At 44.4% G+C, this 17679-nt stretch carries 14 protein-coding genes; 12 read left to right on the top strand and 2 right to left on the bottom strand.

Going from position 1 to position 17679, the window contains the following annotated elements; translation table 11 throughout:
* Positions 1–118: 118 nt before the first annotated feature.
* Positions 119–1708, bottom strand: a complete 1590-nt coding sequence (locus OQX61_RS22270; RefSeq protein WP_265844032.1) for a M20/M25/M40 family metallo-hydrolase — start codon at positions 1706–1708, stop codon at positions 119–121.
* A 138-nt stretch (positions 1709–1846) separates the two neighbouring features.
* On the opposite strand from OQX61_RS22270, the gene OQX61_RS22265 reads away from it, so the two are divergent.
* The 4 genes from OQX61_RS22265 (at position 1847) to OQX61_RS22250 (ending at position 4415) form a co-directional block, all read left to right on the top strand.
* Positions 1847–2530 carry a pseudouridine synthase gene (locus tag OQX61_RS22265; RefSeq protein WP_265844031.1) on the top strand — a complete coding sequence of 228 codons (684 nt, stop codon included), beginning with the start codon at positions 1847–1849 and terminating at the stop codon, positions 2528–2530.
* A 25-nt stretch (positions 2531–2555) separates the two neighbouring features.
* Complete coding sequence (locus OQX61_RS22260; RefSeq protein WP_265844030.1) at positions 2556–3017, top strand: DUF4268 domain-containing protein; 462 nt, start codon at positions 2556–2558, stop codon at positions 3015–3017.
* Positions 3018–3256: 239 nt separating this feature from the next.
* Entirely contained in the window at positions 3257–4054 is a 798-nt protein-coding gene (locus OQX61_RS22255; protein ID WP_265844029.1) for a HipA family kinase, read from the top strand.
* Entirely contained in the window at positions 4032–4415 is a 384-nt protein-coding gene (locus OQX61_RS22250; RefSeq protein ID WP_265844028.1) for a DUF3037 domain-containing protein, read from the top strand. The genes OQX61_RS22255 and OQX61_RS22250 overlap by 23 nt, the downstream gene beginning before the upstream one ends.
* An 11-nt stretch (positions 4416–4426) precedes the next feature.
* On the opposite strand, the gene OQX61_RS22245 is transcribed toward OQX61_RS22250, so the two are convergent.
* Positions 4427–5056 carry a DUF4159 domain-containing protein gene (locus OQX61_RS22245; protein WP_265844027.1) on the bottom strand — a complete coding sequence of 210 codons (630 nt, stop codon included), beginning with the start codon at positions 5054–5056 and terminating at the stop codon, positions 4427–4429.
* Between the two features lie 149 nt (positions 5057–5205).
* Between OQX61_RS22245 and OQX61_RS22240 the strand changes: the two genes are divergently transcribed.
* From OQX61_RS22240 to OQX61_RS22205, 8 genes are all read left to right on the top strand, one after another.
* Positions 5206–6204 (top strand): MoxR family ATPase, encoded by a 999-nt coding sequence (locus tag OQX61_RS22240; protein ID WP_265844026.1) that lies wholly within the window; start codon positions 5206–5208, stop codon positions 6202–6204.
* Complete coding sequence (locus OQX61_RS22235; protein ID WP_265844025.1) at positions 6204–7091, top strand: DUF58 domain-containing protein; 888 nt, start codon at positions 6204–6206, stop codon at positions 7089–7091. The genes OQX61_RS22240 and OQX61_RS22235 overlap by 1 nt, the downstream gene beginning before the upstream one ends.
* Before the next feature lie 71 nt (positions 7092–7162).
* Positions 7163–8707 carry a BatA domain-containing protein gene (locus OQX61_RS22230; RefSeq protein WP_265844024.1) on the top strand — a complete coding sequence of 515 codons (1545 nt, stop codon included), beginning with the start codon at positions 7163–7165 and terminating at the stop codon, positions 8705–8707.
* Positions 8700–10970, top strand: a complete 2271-nt coding sequence (locus OQX61_RS22225; RefSeq protein ID WP_265844023.1) for a hypothetical protein — start codon at positions 8700–8702, stop codon at positions 10968–10970. The genes OQX61_RS22230 and OQX61_RS22225 overlap by 8 nt, the downstream gene beginning before the upstream one ends.
* The gene (locus OQX61_RS22220; RefSeq protein WP_265844022.1) at positions 10960–12795 is read left to right on the top strand and encodes a hypothetical protein; all 1836 of its coding nucleotides are present in this window, start codon (positions 10960–10962) and stop codon (positions 12793–12795) included. Before OQX61_RS22225 ends, OQX61_RS22220 begins: the two co-directional genes overlap by 11 nt.
* A gap of 69 nt (positions 12796–12864) precedes the next feature.
* Positions 12865–14499 (top strand): TldD/PmbA family protein, encoded by a 1635-nt coding sequence (locus tag OQX61_RS22215; protein ID WP_265844021.1) that lies wholly within the window; start codon positions 12865–12867, stop codon positions 14497–14499.
* 2 nt (positions 14500–14501) lie between these two features.
* Positions 14502–15818, top strand: a complete 1317-nt coding sequence (locus tag OQX61_RS22210; protein ID WP_265844020.1) for a TldD/PmbA family protein — start codon at positions 14502–14504, stop codon at positions 15816–15818.
* Positions 15819–16017: 199 nt separating this feature from the next.
* Complete coding sequence (locus OQX61_RS22205) at positions 16018–17658, top strand: TldD/PmbA family protein (RefSeq protein ID WP_265844019.1); 1641 nt, start codon at positions 16018–16020, stop codon at positions 17656–17658.
* Positions 17659–17679 lie beyond the last annotated feature (21 nt).

Here is a 17679-nt window from a genome sequence, read left to right as displayed (position 1 = left end):
TCCGGTTTGATGATTTCAACCAGATAATAGAAAACGCCCTCCCGATTTTAATCAGGAGGGCGTTTTGCGTTCTCAAAAGTTGTTTTGTTATTCTAGTTGTACCGCCTCTGGCACCTGTTTAATTAACGCCGCCTTTACGGGTAGGTTTAACCTGTGGAGGCCATATACCAGGTTCTCCGGTTCTCGGATTGATTGGTAAAATGCTTTTCTCTCTGGAAGTTGTTTCCGGATCTTCACTCGCCATATAGGCCAGGATAGCAGTCAATATCGCATTGCTTCTCACATCATCAAAAACCACCTTATCATAGGTGTCTCTGTTGGTATGCCAGGTATAAGTGCCATACGACCAGCTATTAGAGCTTAATGAAAATGCAGGGGCGCCAGCCGCAACAAAGGACGCGAAATCTGAACCACCGCCACCAGGTGTGCCCGGGAAGGTCGTTGCAATCTGCTTTCTGATATCTTCCGGCACAGCCGATAACCATTTACCTAAATAGGCGTAAGAGTTTAAGAAACCTTGTCCGGCAAGATTTACCACGCGACCTGTTCCATTGTCCTGGTTAAAAACCACCTGAATATTTTTAACGATTTCCGGATGATCTTCCACAAAAGCCCTTGATCCGTTTAAGCCTTGCTCTTCGCTGCCCCAATGGCCCACAAGAATAGTTCTTTTAGGATTAGGGTATATTTTCTTCAGGATACGGATCGCTTCCATCATGGTAATGGTTCCGGTGCCGTTATCTGTAGCACCTGTACCGCCATCCCAGGAGTCAAAATGCGCAGACAGAATCACATACTCATTGGGTTTTTCAGTCCCCTTGATTTCAGCGATGGTATTAAAGGTAGGTACCATTCCCAGCTCTTTAGAGCCAACATTTACGCTGATTTTAGGCTTGTTTCCAGATTCCGTAAGACGGTATAACAAGCCGTAATCTTCTAAAGAGATATCTATGGAAGGGATTTTGGTGGTATTGGCACCGAATATTTTATTGACCCCAAAGCCGGAAGACCAGTTGCTGGTGACTACACCTAAGGCGCCGGCACTTTCAAAAGCCAAAGCCAATGCTTTCAGGTTTAGTCCGGTTTTACTGATTCTGGAACGCCAGGCATTGGTTTGCGCAGTTCTGGCCGTTTTCATCTTCTCAAATGATTCCGGGGTCGCAAATTCCTGCCAGTTATAATCCGGTCTGCCGGTAGGCTGATTCATGGAAAACATCACGAATTTCCCTTTGACATTAGGTAGCCAGCTTTTAAAAGAAACAGAATCTGGTAGGTCAGGGTAGATGATCATTTCTCCAACCACCGCTTTTCCTTTTGTGCCCGGACTCCATGCCAATTGCATGCCTTCCAGTGATTTTACACGTGGGTACACCATGTCAATGTGAGAAATCCCACGTTCCCAGCCACGCCATTCTCCCCATTGCTCGTTTTTTGCAGGAATGCCCCAGCTTGTATATTTGGCTACCGCCCAGTCGTTCGCTTGTTTCATTTGAGGGGAACCTACTAATCTGGGGCCTACCATGTCTAACAGCTCATGGGCAAGCTTTTCCAGTTGAGAGTTTTCCGTTGCCTCTTTGACGATCCTGTCAATAGTTTCCTTTTTAGTTTGTGCATAGCTGACATTTCCTGTGATCAGCAGAGCCATAAAGAATACTTTTGTGGCCCTTTTCAATCCCGTTAGGGAAGGGTTTGTTGGTTTGGTTTTCATGAAGTTATTGTAGTTATTGATGGAGGTATCCAGAAGGAAAGGTAAGGATAAATGCTTCCAACCTGTCAAAAAGGAACAAACTTGATACAATCAGCGGGTTTTAAAAAATCAAAAGGTTATCTTCGCGGAAAAAAATAAATGCTGGAAATTGTATATCAGGACGATCATCTGATTGCCATCAATAAACCCCATGGGCTATTGGTTCACCGTTCTTCTATTGCTAGTGATGCCACAGAGTTTGCTTTGCAAATGCTAAGGGATCAGATAAATAAGTATGTTAGCCCTGTACATCGTTTAGATCGTAAGACCAGTGGTTTACTGCTTTTTGCTTTTGATAAAGAGACGGAAATCGCGATGCATCAGCAATTTCAAAATGCGCAGGTAGAAAAGAAATACCTGGCGGTTTTGAGAGGTTATGCCCCTGATAGTGAAGAAATCGACTACCCGCTTGCCAAAGAAAACGGCAATATGCAGGAAGCATTTACCGCTTTTGTGACGTTGCAACGTGCCGAGTTGGAAGTTGCCCTGGGTAAACATCCAACTTCAAGGTATTCCTTAGTGGAAGCAACGCCTACCACAGGAAGAATGCACCAGTTGCGCCGACATTTCGCGCATATCTTTTACCCGATTATCGGGGACCGTAAACACGGTTGCAATAAACAAAACAAGTTTTTCAAAGAGCAGTGGGAGATGACCACCATGTTATTACACGCTTCTGAATTGAAATTCGAACACCCGGTGACTAAAGAATCCATTCATTTGAAAGCTGACGTTCATGACGAGTTTAAAAGAGTGATGGAACTGATGAGCTGGACATTTTAATCATTATCATTTAAAACCCAATACCATGTTTTCAAAAGATCAGGCTGCACAGTTAAAACAGTCTTTCTGGACTACCTTCGGACAATATATCGCACCTCACCAGTCTGCTGAAGGCATGAGAATCAATTGGGTGAATTATAAAACCGGCGTCAAACACCTGAACTTTAAGATGTATGTCGATAAAAAGTCCGCTTTTATTGCCATTGAAATGTCGGATCCGGATCCCGGGATGCAGGAACTGATCTTCGAAGAGTTTGCTGCCTTTAAAACGATGCTACACACCAGTCTGGAGGAGGAATGGGATTGGGAATTACATACTACCGATGAACATTATAAAACGGTTAGCAGGATTATCAAAAGACTTCCCGATGTCAGTATTTTTAATGAAAAGGACTGGCCGGAATTGATTTCTTTCCTGAAACCACGATTGATTGCACTGGATGAGTTCTGGTGTGATGCAAAAGATGGTTTTGATACTTTTAAATAATACGGGAAATTGAGACCGTTCTTCCAGGGACCTTAATTGCAAGAAAAAAGCGGGTTGTGCTTTGAGGACCTGTAAAATCTTTCCTTCAAAAGATTTTGAGTCCGAAAAGTATAAGCCGCTTTTTCAGAATTGAACCCTCCTTTCTTCATGCGGTAGATAAACCGGTTTGTGCCCTCTACTTACTGGAAATGTAGTATCTTTGCCCTAAACCGGAGCTTTTGCTCCTAAATTATTCAGGTGTGAAGAATATCCAGCCAGAACTCAGAACTGTTAATGTGACCAGATACGTTACCCCGCTACGCGAGGGGGGATCGATGCCTGCAATCGCAGAAGCAGATGATGACTTTTTATATGTACTCAAATTTCGTGGTGCCGGACAGGGACTGCGTGCACTCATCGCCGAGTTAATTGGTGGAGAAATTGCACGTGCGCTTGGTCTCCGTATGCCGGAATTGGTTTTTGCGCAACTAGAGAAAGACTTTGGTCGTATCGAACCGGATGAAGAGATTCAGGACTTACTGCGGACAAGTGTCGGTCTTAATCTGGCCTTACATTACCTTTCCGGAGCAATTACTTTCGATCCCCTGGCGAATCAGGTGGACGAAAAAACAGCCTCACAGATTGTCTGGATGGATGCTTTGCTGACCAATATGGACCGTACGGCCCGTAATACCAATATGCTGATCTGGCATAAAGAGTTATGGCTGATCGATCATGGTGCTGCATTGTACTTCCACCATTCCATGGAAAACTGGGAAGAACAGGCCGTAAGACCTTTCAGCCTGATCAAAGACCATGTATTGTTGAGTCAGGCCACAGCACTGGAAGAGGTAGATGCGCTGTTTAAAGCGATACTGACCCCGGAAAAAATCAGAGGCATTGTTTCTTTAATTCCAGACGACTGGTTGATCAGGGATAATACTTTTGAATCTATTGAAGCACATCGCGATGTATATTCCAGCTTTTTGGAATTACGCCTCGCAAATTCAGGAATTTTTGTAAAAGAAGCGCAGAATGCAAGAGAAGCACTTATTTGAGTATGCCGTGATCCGCGTCGTACCAAGGGTAGAACGGGAAGAATTTCTTAATGTGGGGATCATCCTTTATTGTTCCAAACAAAAGTTTTTACAAACATCATTTGAATTGAATGAAGACCGCCTTGCTGCATTTGCCTGTAAGCTGGATACTCAGGAGCTGGAAGATCATTTGCGCTCTTTCGAGCTGATCAGTAAAGGAGGAAAAGCAGGAGGGACGATTGGTCAGCTGGACATGGCTTCGCGTTTTCGCTGGCTAACGGCTACCAGAAGTACGGTGGTACAGACTTCTAAGACTCACCCCGGCCTTTGCATCGATGCTGCGGAAACTTTGAAAAAACTATACGAGCAGCTGGTACTTTAAGTACAGCTGCTTTAACTATTGATACCCATGGCGTAAAGAATAATATTTACGCCAAATTTGGTGTTGTCTTCCGCCAGAAAACGCTTGTTTCTGAAGTCATAATCCCATTCACAGCCGTAGTCTTTGTTGCTGTACAATACACCAATCCGGTTGTTTACCGTAATCGCTTTCAGGTAATCGTGTACCAGATCATCACCCCAGCCATTTAATTCGAAGGAGGTAGTAGGCGGGCCCTTTTCAAAGTTGAAAAAGGAATGATAGATCTTGTGTTGATTGGATATCTTCTTCAACGCTGTGGCCCCAAACAGATTGCTCATTTGTGTTTCAAATGATTTGGCAAAGAGTCCGTCAATATCATGGTTGCAATCGTCTACAAATACAAAACCACCGTTGTTTACATACTTCTTGAAATTGGCAGCTTCCTGCTGGTCAAATTGCACCAGCTTATGACCACTCATATAGCAAAAAGGATATTTGAAAAGATCATGACTACTCAGCTCTACAATCTTTTCTTCCGGGTCCAGAGGGATAGTGGTATATTCCAGCAAGGAATTGAGCAGATTGGAAGGCATACGCTGATCCGTATCCCAGTTACCGGATTTATATTTTATTCTCGCAAATGTGAACTTCGATCTTTGCATCGTTCTAAAATAACGTCAATTTTCATTACATCCAGATTTAAGGAAGAGTTATCTTGTAATTTTTTTGATATTCTGATCCGGGGATAAGGAAAAATACCAGGAGAGCCCTATATTGAATTACAATCAATACCTCATTAAACCTCAATGCTTTGGAAATTTCAGAAAATAACCTAAAAACCCTGATCCATAAAATTACCCTGTTAAAGGAAGAAATTCAGAAAGTGATCGTCGGGCAGGACCTTATTATTGAAGAAATGCTGGTTGCCTTACTTGCCGGCGGACATTGTCTGTTGGAAGGTGTACCAGGCCTGGCAAAAACACTAATGGTGCGGACCATGTCGCAGGCACTCGATCTTTCTTTTAGAAGGATTCAGTTTACCCCGGATCTGATGCCCACCGATATCGTTGGTACAGAGATTTTAGAAGAAGACCATGTGACCGGAAAGCGGTTTTTTAAGTTCAATAAAGGGCCTTTATTCGCCAATATCATTTTGGCAGATGAGATCAACCGGACGCCACCAAAAACACAATCCGCTTTATTGGAGGCTATGCAGGAGTTTGAGGTGACTTACGGAGGTCAGACTTATCCTTTAGACCGACCGTTTTTTATCCTCGCTACGCAAAATCCGATAGAGCAGGCAGGCACTTATCCGCTTCCTGAGGCTCAATTAGATCGTTTTCTGTTGTTTATTAAGATTGGTTACCCTACTGCTGCCGAAGAAATGAAAATCCTGAGCAGCACCACAGGAATGATTAAAAACAAGGTGCAAGCTGTAATTGGTGCAGAAGAAATTAAACAACTTCAAGCCCTGACCAGAGAGGTGAGTATTAGCGGGGACCTGATTACTTATGTGGCAGAGCTGATCAGGGCAACCAGACCGGATACCAGCACTATCGCCTATGTGAAAGAATGGGTACGCTGGGGTGCTGGTCCGAGAGCCGGACAAGCGTTGATCCTGACCGCTAAAGCAAGAGCCCTGATTCATGGACGCTATGCGGTGGTGATGGAAGATTTGCAAACCATGGCCTTTCCGGTATTGAGACACCGTATTTTGATGAATTTTAAAGCGGATGCAGAACAGATAACTGCGGATATGGTGGCCGGGGAACTTTTGAAAACCATTTCAAGACCGAAAATTAATATTTAATGAGCAAGTTGCTGGATCCGAAAGTGATGATGGCGATTAAAGAGCTGTCTTTGTCGGCAAAAATGACGATAGACGGCTTTATGAGCGGCATCCATAAAAGCACGGTTAAGGGCCCCGGACTGGAATTTAGCCAATACCGGAGCTATCAGCCAGGTGATGACCTGCGTTCCCTCGACTGGAAGATGTTTGCCCGTTCCGATAGGTATTACATCAGGGAGTCAGAGGTAGAAACGAACATTGGTATTCGTCTGTTGATTGATGCAAGTGCCTCAATGGCGCATCAGGACGGAGAATTTCGTAAAATTGATTATGCCCGTTATCTGGCTGCTTCACTAGCTTATCTGGGTAATCTGCAGGGTGATGCCATTGGTTTGTATGTGTTTAAAGATGCCGGCATCTTTTCTATGGTGGCGAAACAGGATTTTCAGCATCTCGCCAGGTTGTTCTATCAATTGGAACAGGTGAAGCCCGAAGGTTCTTTTACAAGGCCTGTCAATTACAAAGAACTGTACGCCGGTGCCCAAAAACGGGAGTTGCTCATCTTTATCACGGACCTCTATGAGGTGAATCAGGAGATATTTGACTTGTTGGATACTTTGAACACCTTGAAACATGAGGTGCTGGTGTTTCATTTGATGTCCGGAAATGAAATGACCCTGGATTTTAAAGGGTATACTACTTTCGAAGACCTGGAAACCGGAAAAACCATTCAGATTGATCAGGAAACTGCAAGGACAACGTATCAGGAGAACCTGAGGCTTCACCTGGAGCAGATCAGGAACAAAATGCTGGACCGGCGGATTGCTTATCGCTTGATTCAAACGGATCAGCCATTGGATCAGGCATTGAGAGACTTCCTGAATCAAAGAAACAAGTTAAAGGTTTAAGATGATTTGAAATATAAGAAACACGTTAAGCCATAATATAAGAAATACGTTAAAGACATAAAGATATCAAGGTGCATTTACTCTATCCCATAGGTTTAATCGCGTTAGCAGGATTGTTGATCCCGCTGATCATTCACCTGTGGAAATTAAAACAGGGGAAAACCCTGCAGATCGGTAGTATAGCACTATTGGGGGCGGGTTCGCCTTTTACTTCCAGAAGTTACCAGATCACCGATTGGCTGTTGTTGTTGTTAAGGATGCTGTTGATTGCATTGTTAGCGTTTTTCCTCGCGGAGCCCTGGTTGTTAAAAAAGGAAAGCAGTGCAGGCGGACAAAAAGGTTGGGTGTTACTGGAGAAAGGCGATTTGCCTTTGCTTTACAAAACACAACAGAAAAGCATTGATTCCTTGCTGTTGGCTGGTTATGAGTTACACGACTTCGGGTTGGGTTTTCAAAAGATCAGCTTAAAGGATACCATAAATAAGAATTCCGGAGATAAAGGTCCTGAACTAAGTCATTTTGCTTTGTTGAAGGAATTGAATGGGCGACTTGCCCCGAACCTCCGGGTTTACCTATATGCGGATCGTCGTCTGCAAAATCAGGGAGGAGATCTACCCCGGATTGACTTTCGTTTGATATGGAAGGAAATGAAGCGGGCAGATACGATGAATACCTGGAGCAGTACCTTCGCTCATAAAACCTTTGAAGCGACATCTGGTCCTGCATTAACCAGTTTTAAAAGATTGGATGAGGGGCAAGATCATTCAACGCTCAAAGATGATTCGAAGACCAGGGAGGAATCAACCATCAAGGTGTTGATATATGGAGCCGACCATCCGGAAGATGTAAATTACCTGAGGTCAGCAATCCTGGCGATTGCTCAGGAAACAAAACGAAATGTAGAGGTTGAAGTGTTTAATGGTAAGGTTATTAGTTCTTTAAGTTTTGATATTGGGTTCTGGATTTCCGATAAACCTGTAGGATCCGGCTTTTCGGAAAGCATCCGTAATGGCGGTCGTTTGTTCAATTATGCAGGTGAAGAAGTAAGTATGCTTAGTTCCTGGTTGGATGTAGAACCAGAAGGGAAAGGAAATACCGCTGGCATCACACTCCGTAAAAGAACGACTGCAGCGTCCTATCCGGGAGCGCAGATCTGGACCGACGGATTCGGTATTCCATTGTTAACGCGGACAAAAGAAAAGTCATTTGATCATTATCGTTTCTATAGCCGCATCAATCCTGGCTGGACTGATCTGGTGTGGAATGCCAAATTTGTGGAGGCCATGATGCCCATCCTATTGGGAAATGATGGGACTGATGCTGGTTTTGGCTTCGAAATCAATCCTAAAGACCAACGCAATAGTTTAGTCTCTTTAACTCAATCATCAGGAGCTCAATCCTCAGCTCAGCCAGGAGTAGGTCAAAGGGCAAAAGAAGAGGCGTCGATGGCTCAAACAAACGCACTGAAATCAGGAAAGGCCACTGAGGAGCAATTACCGACCGCGTCCCAAAAGGAGGAACCGCTTCAAAAAGCATTCTGGCTGATGGCGATACTGGTTTTTACTTTAGAACGTATCCTTTCTTTCCGTCATAAAAACAAGCTGAATCATGGTTGAGCAGGAAGGCATATATCGTATAGAAAGACTCCAAAAACAATGGACGGTCTTGTTGCTGTTCAGGATATTAATCTTAAGCCTTGGGCTAACATTGATTTTAGGTGCTTTAATGAGCTACCTGTTTGACTGGCCGGTTTGGGCGTTTGTTGCTTTGTTTTTAATCATTTTCTGCCTGCTGAGTTGGTTGAAGCCGTTTTGGAAGGTAAGCTCTGCGCAGATTTGCAGGTATTTGAATGAAAAATACCCTGAACTGGAAGAAAGTGCAGCGCTCTTGCTGAAACCGGCAGCAGCATGTAGTCGCCTGGAACGTTTACAACAACATAAAATTAGTCAGGTCATTATTGATCTGAGCCCTGCGCCCAAACCGCCATTTCAGAAATTAGCCCGGGCAGCTGTGGTAATGACATTAGGTATAGCGATGAGCCTGGGGTTTTCCTTCTTAAAGCCCTTAACAGGCGCTGAGGCCAGTGCTGCTGCAAAAGAGAACGTTGTGAGTGTTAAAGAAAAAGTACTGCCGGAGATCGCGTCTTTTTCCCTGCTGATCAAAGCTCCTGCTTATACCGGTGTTCCGGAAAGAACACAAACGCATTTTGCCTTTAAAGCAGAAAATGGCGCTTTGCTGAAATGGAACATCCGGACTTCTATGCCGGCTAAGGTGTTGAAATTGATTTTTAATGATAAAGAAGTAGCGGTTTTAAAGTCGCAGGACGGGGAAGGTAAAGTATGGACGTTTTTAAAAACCATTAGTAAGCCTGGTTTTTATCAGGTCGAACTGGACGGTAAAAAGTCTGAACTCTATATGATGACGATCCTACCGGATCTTCCGGCAGTAATCAAAATTACCCGGCCTGAACCGCATACCAGCATCGATTATGGACAAGCACAACAAGTACGTTTAAACGTTTCCTTAACGGATGATTATGGCTTGAAGGCTGCTTATGTTTCTGCGACTATGGCAAGCGGCAAGGGGGAAGGTGTGAGTTTTACCGAAAAGAAACTGGATTTCAGGGAGCAGTTTGCTAACCGTAAATCTATGTCATTAACCAAACTAATCGACCTCAGGGCTTTAGGGATGAAACCAGGTGATGAACTCTATTTCTTTGTGACTGCTTTTGATAATTTAGGGCAAATGAGTAGGTCTGACGTGTATTTCGTGTCCATTGTAGATACCGCAGAGTTGATGAGTATGGCCGGTATGACGAACGGTGTAAACCTGGTTCCTGAGTATTTTAGAAGTCAGCGACAGATTATTATCGATACAGAAAAGCTATTGGCGGATAAAAATACGATCAGCGGGGATACCTTTAAAAGCAGGAGCAATGAACTGGGCATGGATCAGAAGCTATTGAGACTTCGGTATGGGAAGTTCCTTGGCGAAGAGTCTGAAACAGAGATAGGAGCCGGTCATGACCATAACGAAGGGGAAAAGGATGATGATCATGAGCAGGAAGCAGGAAAAGGGAAGAAAGCGGGAAAAGAACATCAGGAAAACGAAGAACATGAGGGGCATCAGGAGGGAAAAGAAATAGAAAGCACAGCGAAGTTTGGCGATGTAAAAGCCATTATGGATAGCTATGCCCATAAACATGACATTGCCGAGGATGCTACTTTCTTTGAACCGGAGTTAAAAGCTCAGTTAAAGGCAGTGCTGACGGAAATGTGGAAGTCGGAATTGCAGTTGAGAACTTATAAAACACGTGATGCTTTGCCCTTTGAATACAAAGCTTTGCGTTTACTGAAAGATCTTCAGCAAAAATCAAGGGCTTATGTGGCTAAGACTACCGTAAAAGTAACGCAACTGAAAGAAGAGAAACGCTTGTCGGGGGAGCTGGATAAAATCGGGTCACCGGTACAGAAAAGCGATTTTGAACCGCAGGAAAAGCGGCAATTACTGTTAAAGCAAGTGCTTGGTGTATTGGAAAACAGGAAGGCTGCTGTCGGGGTTAAGTCCGCCGGGAATTTGAAGTATGTTACTGGATTTAGCAATGGGGAACGTCAGTTGTTGAAAGAAACGGAGCAGTATATGGTCATTTCGGCCTCAGCTCAACCGGAACTCTTTTTACCGGCATTAGCGGCAGGGCGGAAAATCTTATCCGAAAAAGGTGGTTCAGAAAAGGACCTGGCCTTGTTGCAAAAGGCGATTCTTAACATGTTGGGGCCAGTGCAAATAACCCCACAATTGCCGGTTATAGCACCGGCATCAACCTTAGGTCAAAAGTATTTTAATCACCTTAAAAAAGCAGCACGTTCAAATGGAATTTAAATACCTGGCTATCGGACTTTGTGTGGCATTGGGCGTTTTTCTCCTGATCAGCGAGACGCGTAGAAAGCGTAAAGCACATTTGGCCTGGAGACTGGCAGCAAGTACCGTTGGCATTCTTTGCTTTTATTTATTGTTATATCCTCCGGTCTATACGACTAGCAAAGCTGGAAGGGTTCAGGAAATCAATCTGTTAAGTGCAGGTGCCAGAGATGGCTCAGATAAAGGTTTAGGTTTGTTTTCTGCCGATATTAACACTTTAAAAGGAAGTTCTTATGTTTTAGATTATCAGTTGTTTATGGTTCATAAAAAAACTGGAGTCCGGTATATTTCTGATCTGGAATATTTCCTGAAATCAAATCCTGACCTACAAGTCGTTCATATTTATGGCCATGGCCTGAACGCAAATCAGCTGCAATTGTTAAAAGGAAAACAACTCAGTTTTCATCCCGGGCCGGTACAGGATGGCCTGACTGCACTGAATTGGAATGGCCAGCTTAAAGCCACAGCGGAATTGGTGTTGCAGGGGACTTATCAGCATACCGGTTCAGAACCGGTAACCTTGTTGCTGGAAGGTTTAGGAACAAAGATGGATTCCGTAACGATAGCCAAAAAAGGGCTACAGTCTTTTAGCTTGAAGGCTAATCCCCAACAAGCGGGAAAGGCAGTTTTTCGATTGACCGGGATAAAAGGAGCAGATGACATCTTGTTTACTGCGCCTGTTCCAATTGAGATTAAGCCTTCTGATCCGGTTAAGATCCTGATGCTGGCTTCTAATCCGGATTTTGAATATAAGTTCCTTAAGAACTGGTTCTTCGAAAAAAAGTATCCTTTGGTTTTTAGAACGCGGATCAGTAAAGATAAATACAGCAAAGATTTTTTGAATACGGACATCAGGGACGTCAATACCATAACCGCTGCTTTGTTAAAGAAAATGGACTTGGTGATCCTGGATGAAGCGGAACTTGCACAACTATCAGGAGCAGAGTTATCCAATATTAAACATGCTGTAGAAGAAGGTTTAGGCCTGTTTATCAGTGTGAATAGTCCGAAACCTGCTTTCGGGAACGGAACTGGAACGGCTTTTGGAATTGGGACTGGTCGTTATGAATCTCAGGCATTAAAGAATAAACCTTTAAAGGCCGGTTTTGCCAACCATGGTGCTATGCTTAGCGCTTTACCTGTCGAACAGACCTTGTTTTTAAAATCAAACAACAATGATCAGCCAGTAATTCAGGAGTCTGGTGGTAAAATTCTGGTCAGCACCAGCATTTACGGTATGGGCCGGCAAACGCTTTCGGTCTTGCCTGCTACTTATCAATGGCTTCTGAATGGTTCCAGCGCAGATTATGCAAGGTTTTGGGCAGAAATGCTGGATAAAACAGCCAGAGCGGCTGAAGTTCAGCAAAGCTGGTCTGTGAGTCCTGCACTCCCTAAAACCGGCGAAAGGTTAAATATTTCCATCTCTTTGTCGCAGGGAGGAGTTCTTCCCCGTTTTAAACTAGCGAACGAGCTGATCAGCCCTTTGCAAAACAGAGAGCTTCCTACGCAATGGCAATTGAACACCTGGGCGACACAGCCGGGATGGAATACTTTAAGTTTTGGCGATACTAATGATTCTTTTTACGTCTATGAAGCATCCGATTGGCAACAGCTTCGAAATGCTCAAAACCGCCTTGCGACCGCTCAATTTGTAAATGAACATCCCATCCAGACTAAGGTTTTGGAAACGAGTGTTTTATTAGAGAAAAAGTTTTCTTTATGGTGGTTTTTTATCCCCCTGCTACTTTCTGTCAGCTTTTTGTGGTATGAAACTAAAATGTTATAAAAGTTCTTCAATATTCCTTTTTTTAATTAGTTAAATTGGGAGTATTATTAACCTAACTAACTGAACCACTTGAAAAGAAAAGACTTTATCTACCTATCCGGAATCGGGATGGGGGCCTTGTTGCTTCCTGACCTTTCTGCTTTCGGAAACCCCATAGATCCTTTGCAGGCATTAGAGGGTGTAGATGTGAAAATTAAAAAGGAACTCGCCGATGTGGCCTTAAACGCGGCAAAATCTAAAGGCGCCAGTTATGCCGATATCCGCATAGGCCGATACCTCAACCAGTTTGTAGCTACACGGGAGAAAAGAGTGCAGGCGGTGGCGAATACCGAATCTTATGGGATTGGCGTACGCGTGCTTGCAGATGGTTGCTGGGGATTTGCGGCAACCAATAACGTAACCAAAGAGGCGGTTGCTAAAGCTGCTGAGCAAGCCGTGGCGGTGGCCAAAGCAAATGCAAAGATTCAGGGAGAGCCGGTACAGCTGGCGCCACAGAAAGGTTTTGGTGAGGTGAGCTGGAAAACTCCGGTAGAAATCAATGCCTTTGAAGTTCCGGTGAAAGATAAAGTAGACCTCTTACTGAATGTGAATGACATCGCCATGCAGAATGGTGCCAGCTATGTAAACTCGGTCATCTTTGCTGTAAATGAGCAGAAGTATTTTGCCTCTACCGATGGTTCCTACATCGATCAGGATATCCACCGCATCTATCCTTCTTTCAATGTGACCAGAATTGACAGGGAATCTGGTAAGTTTCAGACCCGGTCTGCCTTAAGTTCTCCAATGGGGATGGGCTATGAATACATGAATGCCCGTCCGCAGGACAAGGTTTCTGGTGTCGTTACCCGCTATAAAGACAGGTATGATATGCTGGAAGATGTGAAATCAGCGGCGCTGAATGCCTCAGAAAAGGTGAAAGCCAAATCTGTGGAGCCCGGAAAATATGACCTGGTGCTGGATCCTTCCCATTTATGGCTAACTATCCATGAATCTGTAGGGCATCCCACAGAGCTGGATCGCGTATTGGGCTATGAAGCGAATTATGCAGGAACGAGCTTCCTGACTCTTGATAAATGGAAATCTAAGAACTTTAAGTTTGGCAGCGACCGCGTAAACGTGGTCGCGGATAAAACACAGCCGGGTTCTCTGGGTGCTGTTGGCTATGACGATGAAGGTGTGAAATGTAAGAAATGGGACATCATCAAAGACGGCGTTCTGGTGAATTACCAGGCGATCCGTGATCAGGCGCACATCATAGGTTTAGATGAATCTCAGGGTTGTTGCTATGCGCAGGGCTGGGACGATGTACAGTTTCAGCGTATGCCAAATATCTCTTTGCAAGCCGGAAAAGAGAAGTTAAGTGTCGATGATATGATCAAAAACGTAGAAAAAGGGATTTATATCATCGGAAACGGTAGCTTTTCAATTGATCAGCAGCGCTATAATTTCCAGTTCGGCGGACAAACATTTTACGAGATCAAAAACGGAAAGATTGCCGGTATGCTCAATGATGTGGCCTACCAGTCCAACACACAGGAGTTCTGGAATTCCTGTTCCGCCATCTGCGACCAAAGTGATTACCGCCTTGGTGGTTCTTTTAATGATGGTAAAGGACAGCCTTCTCAAAGCAGCGCAGTTTCCCATGGTAGCGCAACCACAAGATTTAATGGAGTTAATGTGATTAATACAGCAAGAAAGATTTAATTATGGCCATACTAAGTAAAGAAGAAGCCCAGGCAATACTAAAAAAGGTACTCAGCTATTCAAAAGCAGATTCCTGCGAACTAAGTTTAAGTGGCTCTGACGGCGGAAATATCCGCTATGCAAGAAATGCGGTCTCTACTGCCGGACAAATCAGCGTGATGGATCTGGCAGTGAGCGCTACTTTTGGCAAGAAAACCGGAGTAGCAACCATCAATGAGTTTGACGATGCTTCGCTGCAAAAAGTGGTAAAAAGAGCAGAAGAACTGGCTATGCTGGCACCGGAGAATCCGGAATTTATGCCTTTGTTAGGACCACAGACTTTTCAGGAGTCCGCAACCTATAACGCAAAAACAGCCGCGATTACCCCGGATACCAGAGCAGAAATGGTGGGTAAGAGTCTCCAGGTGTCTAAAGCCGCAAATCTGGAAGCAGCCGGGTTTTTAGAGAATTCTACCCGATTCAATGCGATCATGAACTCTAAAGGGCTTTTTGCCTATAATAAAGGAACAGATGTTTCCTTTTCTGTGACGGTTAGAAATCAGGCAGGAACAGGTTCCGGCTATATCGAACAGGGTTTTAATGAGCTGGATAAAATGGATACGCTAACGCTGAGCAAGATCGCCGCTGCTAAAGCTACAGGTTCGGCCGCAGCAAAAGCCATTGAGCCCGGAAAGTATACGGTAATTCTGGAACCATTAGCCGCCAGTGATATGCTGGGCAATATGTTCAGGGGCTTTGATGCCCGCAGCGCCGATGAAGGCAGAAGCTTTATGAGCAAAAAAGGTGGAGGAACGCGTCTAGGTGAACAGCTGTTTTCTGAAAATGTAAACATCTATTCTGATCCGATGAATCCGGAAATCCCTTCTGCGACATGGACTGGCGACGGTTTACCGGTAAAAAGGACCCAGTGGGTAGAAAATGGGGTGGTGAAAAATCTGGCCTATTCCAGGTATTGGGCAGGGCAAAAAGGTGTAGAGCCGGTGCCTTTCAGCAGAAGTATTGTATTGGAAGGTGGCACGCAATCTTTAGAAGATCTGATTAAGAGCACGGAAAAGGGGATTTTGGTTACCAGATTCTGGTACATCAGGTCGGTGGACCCGCAAACATTGTTATTGACCGGGCTAACAAGGGATGGTACTTTTTACATAGAAAACGGAGAGATCAAGTTTCCGGTGAAGAATTTCAGGTTCAATGAGAGTCCGGTGATTATGTTGAATAATGTAGAAGCATTAGGGAAACCGGTGAGGACGGGAAGCGGGATGATTCCTCCGATGAAAATCAGGGACTTTACGTTTACTTCTTTGTCGGACGCGGTTTAAATTAAAAAGGGACAATTAAAAAGGGACAATTAAAAAAGGGAGCACAATTATTCAACGGCTGGAACCTTTGCCCTGAAGGGGGCAAAATTCCTATGCCTTTTTCATAACCGTGCTCCCTTTTTTGTTTATCGCCATACTTTATGGGGGTCGTTTAAATGGGTTATTTAAAGGATATTAGATTTTATAAAGAAGATATACATTGAGAAGAAGAGACTTTCTATATATGACCGGAGTAGGCCTTGGGGCTTCGATGGTTCAAAGTATGCCGCTTTTTGGTAAGGAGATCACGATTGAGGAGGCTTTAACTCCTGTTGATGTGGCCCTGAAGAAAAGGATGGCTGATGTGGCACTCAATGCGGCACGTGCTAAAGGGGCAACATATGCGGATGTCCGGATTGGCCGGTATCTGAATCAGGTGATTGCGACACGGGAAAAGCAGGTGCAGAATATTGCCAATTCAGAGTCTTATGGAATGGGTGTCCGGGTGGTTGCTTTTGGTAGCTGGGGTTTTGCGGCTACCAATAATCTGGACAATGACAGCATCGCCCGTGCAGCAGAAATGGCGGTCGCTATTGCCAAAGGAAATGCTAAGTTATTAACGGAACCGGTACAGTTGGCGCCACAGCAAGGTTTTGGTGAGGTGACCTGGAAAACTCCTTTGGAAATCAATGCTTTTGAGGTTCCGATTCCTGATAAGGTGGAGTTGTTGTTGGGGGTGAATAACGAGGCTTTAAAAGGAGGAGCGAAGTATGTGAATTCGAATCTTTTTATGGTCAATGAACAGAAATATTTTGCTTCTACGGATGGTTCTTATATCGATCAGGACATCCAGCGGATCTGGCCAACTTTTACCGTGACGGGGATTGACCCTGCAGGAGGAAAGTTTGAAACCAGAAATGCACTTTCTTCGCCAATGGGAATGGGCTTTGAATATCTGACACCAAAGGATTCCGAGAAGATTAAGGGTGGTCCGGTAACGATGTATAAAAAACGTTATGATATGCTGGAAGATGTTCGGGAAGCTACTGCTCATGTTGCAGAAAAGCTAAAGGCTAAGCCGGTTGATCCCGGAAAGTATGATCTGGTATTGGATCCTACACATTTATTCCTGACCATTCATGAATCTGTAGGGCACCCAACTGAGCTGGATCGCGTATTGGGTTATGAAGCGAATTATGCAGGAACGAGTTTCCTGACTTTAGATAAATGGGAGAGTAAGCAATTCAATTTTGGCAGTAAAGCCGTGAATGTTATTGCAGATAAAACGGAGCCCGGTTCTTTAGGAGCGGTTGGTTATGATGATGAAGGGGTGAAATGTGGTAACTGGGATATCATTAAGGATGGTATACTGGTCAATTATCAAACCATCAGGGATCAGGCGCATATTCTTGGTTTAAAAGCTTCCCAGGCTTGTTGCTATGCAGATAGCTGGCAAAGTATTCAGTTTCAGCGGATGCCAAATGTCTCGCTGGCGCCAGGGAAAATCCCGCTTAGTGCAGCAGAAATGGTGAAGAATGTAGAGAAGGGGATTTATATGTTTGGCAGGAACTCCTATTCTATTGATCAGCAGCGCTATAATTTTCAGTTTAGTGCCCAGCTGGCCTATGAGATTAAAGACGGACAGATTGGGGGAATGTTGAAAGATGCTTCTTATCAGTCCAACACGCAGGAGTTCTGGAATTCCTGCACACAACTATGCGACCAGAACGATTACCGGCTGGGCGGTACCTTTGCCGATGGGAAAGGACAGCCTGGTCAGGTGAGTGCGGTTTCGCATGGCAGTGCAACGACCCGTTTTAACGGGGTAAATGTGATCAATACCGGACGTAAGCTAGGCTAAGATTTTTTGTAACTTTTTGTG

This window comes from Pedobacter sp. PLR (assembly GCF_026239675.1).
Lineage (GTDB): Bacteria > Bacteroidota > Bacteroidia > Sphingobacteriales > Sphingobacteriaceae > Pedobacter.
Note: the sequence above shows the minus strand (reverse complement) of the source record. Positions and strands in the feature narration are given on the sequence as shown.

Excerpts from the sequence above, each read along its gene's own strand:
- OQX61_RS22270 (WP_265844032.1), bottom strand. The coding sequence starts at position 1,708 with ATGAAAACCAAACCAACAAACCCTTCCCTAACGGGATTGAAAAGGGCC.
- OQX61_RS22265 (WP_265844031.1), top strand. The coding sequence starts at position 1,847 with ATGCTGGAAATTGTATATCAGGACGATCATCTGATTGCCATCAATAAA.
- OQX61_RS22260 (WP_265844030.1), top strand. The coding sequence starts at position 2,556 with ATGTTTTCAAAAGATCAGGCTGCACAGTTAAAACAGTCTTTCTGGACT.
- OQX61_RS22250 (WP_265844028.1), top strand. The coding sequence starts at position 4,032 with ATGCAAGAGAAGCACTTATTTGAGTATGCCGTGATCCGCGTCGTACCA.
- OQX61_RS22245 (WP_265844027.1), bottom strand. The coding sequence starts at position 5,056 with ATGCAAAGATCGAAGTTCACATTTGCGAGAATAAAATATAAATCCGGT.
- OQX61_RS22235 (WP_265844025.1), top strand. The coding sequence starts at position 6,204 with ATGAGCAAGTTGCTGGATCCGAAAGTGATGATGGCGATTAAAGAGCTG.
- OQX61_RS22225 (WP_265844023.1), top strand. The coding sequence starts at position 8,700 with ATGGTTGAGCAGGAAGGCATATATCGTATAGAAAGACTCCAAAAACAA.
- OQX61_RS22220 (WP_265844022.1), top strand. The coding sequence starts at position 10,960 with ATGGAATTTAAATACCTGGCTATCGGACTTTGTGTGGCATTGGGCGTT.
- OQX61_RS22210 (WP_265844020.1), top strand. The coding sequence starts at position 14,502 with ATGGCCATACTAAGTAAAGAAGAAGCCCAGGCAATACTAAAAAAGGTA.